We start from the raw sequence: 5,143 nt of genomic DNA on the forward strand, positions 1-5,143 counted from the left end.
GGCGGTGACTGCGGCGGGCGGGAGATCTTCACGGCGGACCTCGAAGGGCGGAAGACGTCCCTTCATCATCGCCCAGGGCCTGTCCCGAGTTTCCTGTGTCGCCAGGAAGACATGGAACAGGCCCTGAAGGGCATGGCGCGCCGCGGCTATTGGATCAGCGAGTCAGGTACGGCCCACAGCGAGAATCCCGGCGCGCCGGGGAGGGCACGGAAGAAGACCTGTCCGCCCACGCGTGTGAAGGCAGACGCCTCCGCGGGTGTCTTGTTCGCGGTCAGAGAGTCCACCGCATGGGTTCCCTGGACCGTCCCGTCCGTAACCCAGACATTGCCCTTCGCGGAGAACAGCAGGCCGCCGGAATCCAGGGCGATGAGCGGTGAATGGAAGACATCCGGCCGGGTGAGGCCGGAAGACAGCCGCCGCGTGCCGCTCGCGGTGCCATCCGTCACCCACAGCTCCACGTCGCGAGGCGGCTGGACGCGCGCGCCCAGCGTCTGGGCGAAGTAGATGCGCCCCTCCACCGTCACCGCGTTGCGCAGGCCCGGCATGGCCTTCGGGTCATCCGCGTAGGGATTGGAGAGGACGGTGACGCCCTCCTTGGGCCCACCGGACAAAGGCAGACGCCACAGCTTCAGGTAGCGGTTGTCGTCGGTGAGCGTGAGCACCGCGGCGAAGGAATTCACGACGCCCAGCAGCCGGCCATCCCGGCCGAACGCGTCCATCCGCTGCGTGCCGGCCTCCGTGCCGTCCGTCTTCCAGACCTCCAGGCTGGGGCCAGCGTCGGTGAGGGTGAACACCACCGTGCCGTCCACGAGCTGGGGAATGCCCATGCCCACGTCCGCGGAAGCATCCAGCCGCTTCAACATCCGGGTCCCCGCGACGGTGCCGTCCGTCCGCCACAGGCGCGTGCCGTCCACCGCGTCACGGAGGACGAACAGCAGCGAGTCCCCCACCCGCTGGGTCCACAGGACCGTGCCCGTGTACAGCCCCGGAATGCCGAAGTCCTTCAGCTGGACCGTCCCGGCCGCCGTGCCGTCCGTGCGCCACAGCCGCACGGTCTCTTCGAAGTCCTCGGTGAAGAACACGCGGAGGCCGGAGGCGGGGAGCACCTCACCGAAGGTGCCGGTGACGCGGCCAAAGTCCTGGAGCAGGACCGTGCCCGCCGCTGTGCCATCCGAGCGCCACAGCTGCGTGAAGCCCTGGCCGTAGGGCGCGTGGCGGAAGAAGGAGAGCGCGCCGTTGAGCTGCGTGAAGCCATACAGATTCGAGTCCGCGGGCCCGGCCGCCAGGTCCGCGACGGGCCGGGTGCCTTCCGCTGTCCCATCGCTCACCCAGAGCTCCCAGCCCAGCGCGGGTTCGAACAGGTGGAAGAACAGCCGTGAGCCCAGCGGCGTCATGCCGGTGATCCGCAGGCCGCCCAGGAGCGCGTTTGTCGGCGGGAACGCCTTCACCACGACGGTGCCCGCGTCCGTCCCGTCGCTCTTCCACAGCGCGATGCGCTGATCCTCCTCCTGCACCACGAAGTAGAGCGTGCCCGCCACATCCGTCAGCAGGTCGGGGCGGGGCTCCTTGTCCAACCGCGTCCCCGGAATCCGGCCGGGAGGCAGGACCTGCTTCACCTCCCGAGTGCCCCACGCGGACTGGATCCGCGCCTGGACCTCCGCCACCGCTGGCTGCGTCCCGGAGTCCCCTGCCTCCAGCCCGCCTCCGCACCCCATCACGCTTCCCGCCGCCGCCACGACCCACCACCACGACCTCGTCCGCATGTCCGCCTCCCTGCCCCCAGATATGAGGAAGGTGCAGCGGGCCCGACACACGACGACCCTGCCCCGCGGGTCAAGGTCACTGCCCGAAAGACGACGGACGGGGGGAGGGCTACACGGGAACGGCGGGCGTGCCCTGATGGGCGTCCACGCCAATCACGTCGCGCACGGAGGCGAAGCCGTCCCGGGTCAGCAGGGCGCCCAGCTCCGGGAGGATGCGGTCCACCATGCCCGGGCCCTCGTAGATGAAGCCCGTGTACACCTGCACCACGGTGGCGCCCGCGCGCAGCTTCTCGTAGACGTCCTGCGCGGTGAACACGCCGCCCACGCCGATGAGGGGCAGGGTGCCCCGGCTGCGCTGGTAGGCGCGGCGGATGACGGCGTTGGACAGCTCGCGCACGGGGGCGCCGGACAGGCCGCCGGCCTCCTTCGCGTGCACGTGCTCGAAGGGGCGGGTGAGGGTGGTGTTGGTGGCGATGAGCCCGGACAGCCCGCGATCCATCGCCACGTCCACCACTTCGTCCACGGCCTCGGGCGTGAGGTCCGGGGCAATCTTCAGGAACAGCGGAGTGCCCGGGGCCACGGCCTCCATCCGCTCGCGCACGGCGAGCAGCAGCGCGGAGAGCTGCTCCGGCTCCTGGAGCTTGCGCAGGCCCGGCGTGTTGGGCGAGGACGCGTTGACGACGACGTAGTCACCGAGCGCCGCGAGCGCGTCCACGCACGCCACGTAGTCATCCACCGCGCGCTCCAGCGGCGTGTCCTTGTTCTTGCCGATGTTCACGCCCAGCGGGCCGGGCTTCCACTCGCGGCCCTTGAGGCGCTCCGCCGCGGTGGCCGCGCCGTGGTTGTTGAAGCCCATGCGGTTGATGACCGCGCGGTGCTCCGGCAGGCGGAACAGGCGCGGCTTCGGGTTGCCGGGCTGGGGCTTCGGCGTGACGGTGCCAATCTCCACGGCGGAGAAGCCGCAGGCGAACAGCCCGTCCACGGCCTCCGCGTCCTTGTCCAGCCCGGCGGCGAGCGCCACCGGGTGGGCGAACTTCAGCCCCGCCAGCTCCACGGACAGGTCCATGTGAGCCTGGCGCAGCGTGTGCTCGCGCATGGCGCGGCAGCGGGCGTTCCACTTCCCCAGGGCCGCGAGCCCCGACATGCCCAGCCGGTGCGCGGGCTCCGGGGGCAGGCTGAACAGCAATGCGCGAGTGAAGCCGTACATGGGTCAGGCCGGGATGAAGGACGCCTCGCGCGCCCACGCGAGCGCCTGGTCCACCTGCTCCGTGGTGAGCAGGCCGTTGGACTCGACGATTTCAATCTCCCGCTGCATGTCCGTCTCCAGCAGGTAGGGGCCGTCCGTGTTGATGGTGAACTTCACCTTGCGGTCCCAGAACGTCTGCATGATGTGCTTGAGCTCCTGCAGGTCCGCCACCGCCTTGGTGTGGATGTTGGAGGTCGGGCACAGCTCCAGCGTGATGTTGTTCTCACGCAAAATCTTCATCGCGGACTCGTCGTACGCGGCGCGGATGCCATGGCCGATGCGGTGGGGCTTGAGCTTCTCCACCGCCGCCATCAGGCCGTTGGCGCCCGTGCCCGCCGTCTCGCCGGTGTGCACGGTGCACTTGAGGCCGCCCTTGCGCGCGCGGGCGTAGAGGTCCTCGTACTCCGCGAGCGAGGACTTGTGCTCCATCGCGTCGCGCTCCGTGCCGGCCAGGTCGATGCCGTACACGCCGCGGGAGCGGTACTTGATGGCCTTGTCCACGATGATGCTGTTGAGCTTGTGGTCGAACTCGCGGGCCAGGCAGAAGATGAAGCCCACCTTCACGCCGTACTCCAGCACCGCGCGGTCCATGCCTCGCAGCGCCGCGTGGATGATGTGGTCCAGGTCCAGCTCGCTGGAGAGGTTGCGCTTCATGGGGTTGAAGCGCAGTTCAATCTGCGTGACGCGGCTGCCCCGGTACTCCTTGCCAATCACCTCGTAGACGGAGCGCTCGATGGCGCTGGGAGAGGATTGGATCTTCTCCGTCCAGGTGTGGAGGATCTTCAGGTAGTCGTCGAGGCTGCCCACCTTGCCCGGACGGGAGGTGATGAGCTCGACGAAGTCGAAGTAGTTCTTGACGGGGAGCTTGAAGCCCTGCTGGTGGGCAATGGACCACAGGATGTGCGGGGCCACCGCGCCACCCACGTGGATATGAAGGTCAATGAGGTCGCGAACCATGGCGGCATGTATGCACAGCGCCGGGCACGCGTAAAGCTATCGGCGCAGCAGCACGTAGACCGCCCCGGCCCCGCCGTCCTGCGGGCGTGCGGTGGAGAACGCCAGCACCATCCGCTCCAGCCGCTTCTGCGACAGCAGGTCCCTCACCGCGTCCTTGAGCACCGGAATCTGATCCTTGGAATTCAAACCGCGTCCGTGAACGATGAGCACGCAGCGGCGCTTGGCCCGGCGGCTGTCGGACAGGAAGCGCTCCACGGCGGCCTGGGCCTCCTTCTGCGTCTTGCCGTGGAGGTCCAGCCGGTCCTGCACGGAGAAGTCGCCCCGGCGCAGCGAACGCAGCAGGTTGGGGTCGGTGCCGGGGGAGGAGCCCTCGAAGGCCTCATCCGAGCCGGTGAAGGACAGCGGCCCGTCCACCGCGACCAGGTCGGAGAGCTGCGCGAGCGCCTCCGCGTTGTCGTCGATGATCTCCGGCAGGCGCGGGTTCGTCTGGGGGGCCTGGCCGCGGTTGGTCACCTGCTTCACGCCGTCCATGGCGGCGAAGAAGAGGCCCACGTCGTCGTCTTCCGGGCGGGCCTTGGGGGCCTTCGCCGGCTTCTGCACGACGGCCTTCTTCTTCGCGGACTCGGCGGCTGCTGCGGCGGCCTTCTCCTGCTTCTCCTGGTCCTGGAGCGTCTTGATGGCGGACTTGAACGGGTTGTTCTGGAACTCCGCTTCCTTCTTCTTCGGGGGACGCTGGCTCATGGGATTCCTGTCTTCTAACCCGGGCTACAGGCCGCGCAGGCGGCGGATTTCCTCGTACGCGTCACGGACGGCCTGGAAGCGGCGGGCGGCCTGCTCGGCGGCCCGGGGCCCCAGGTGGCTGGCCTTGTCCGGGTGGAGCTGGGCGGCGAGCTTCCGGTAGGCGCTCTTCACCTCCGCGTCGGTGGCGTCCGGCGCAAGGCCCAGCGTCTCGTAGTGGGCGGCGGCGTCGCCCAGGTGTTGTTCAGCCAGGGCCTGGGCCTTGGCGTCCGGGACGTCCAGGCCCTCGGCCATGCGCTTCAGGGCCTCGCGTTCGGAGCGCTGGAGGGGGCCGTCCGCGAGCGCCATCTCATAGAGCGCGTCCAGCAGGCGGAGCCGTTCGCCCGAAGGCAGGGAGTCCAGGCAGGAGTCGAGGGCGGCGGGGGCGTCCAGCGTAGCG

General features: G+C 69.4%; 5 protein-coding genes. All 5 read right to left on the bottom strand.

The window, feature by feature from the left end; all coding sequences use genetic code 11:
- Nucleotides 1–146 precede the first annotated feature (146 nt).
- Nucleotides 147–1,763, bottom strand: coding sequence for a hypothetical protein (locus D7W81_RS39730; protein WP_120560529.1), 1,617 nt, complete (start codon nt 1,761–1,763; stop codon nt 147–149).
- A 109-nt stretch (nt 1,764–1,872) separates the two neighbouring features.
- A complete protein-coding gene (locus tag D7W81_RS39735) occupies nt 1,873–2,970 on the bottom strand; it encodes a quinone-dependent dihydroorotate dehydrogenase (RefSeq protein ID WP_120560530.1) in 1,098 nt (365 codons plus the stop codon).
- 3 nt (nt 2,971–2,973) lie between these two features.
- Nucleotides 2,974–3,966: an adenosine deaminase gene (gene add, locus D7W81_RS39740; RefSeq protein WP_120560531.1), complete on the bottom strand. Its 993-nt coding sequence runs from the start codon at nt 3,964–3,966 to the stop codon at nt 2,974–2,976.
- A gap of 36 nt (nt 3,967–4,002) precedes the next feature.
- A complete protein-coding gene (locus D7W81_RS39745; RefSeq protein ID WP_120560532.1) occupies nt 4,003–4,707 on the bottom strand; it encodes a Smr/MutS family protein in 705 nt (234 codons plus the stop codon).
- Between the two features lie 24 nt (nt 4,708–4,731).
- Nucleotides 4,732–5,143 (bottom strand): DnaJ domain-containing protein (locus D7W81_RS39750; protein WP_158621783.1); only part of this gene is annotated, 412 nt, incomplete at its 5' end.

The organism is Corallococcus aberystwythensis (assembly GCF_003612165.1).
GTDB classification, from domain to species: Bacteria; Myxococcota; Myxococcia; order Myxococcales; family Myxococcaceae; genus Corallococcus; species Corallococcus aberystwythensis.

What these genes read in the sequence shown, in the direction of transcription:
- D7W81_RS39745 (WP_120560532.1), bottom strand. Translation starts at nt 4,707, where the DNA reads ATGAGCCAGCGTCCCCCGAAGAAGAAGGAAGCGGAGTTCCAGAACAAC.
- D7W81_RS39735 (WP_120560530.1), bottom strand. Translation starts at nt 2,970, where the DNA reads ATGTACGGCTTCACTCGCGCATTGCTGTTCAGCCTGCCCCCGGAGCCC.
- add (WP_120560531.1), bottom strand. Translation starts at nt 3,966, where the DNA reads ATGGTTCGCGACCTCATTGACCTTCATATCCACGTGGGTGGCGCGGTG.
- D7W81_RS39730 (WP_120560529.1), bottom strand. Translation starts at nt 1,763, where the DNA reads ATGCGGACGAGGTCGTGGTGGTGGGTCGTGGCGGCGGCGGGAAGCGTG.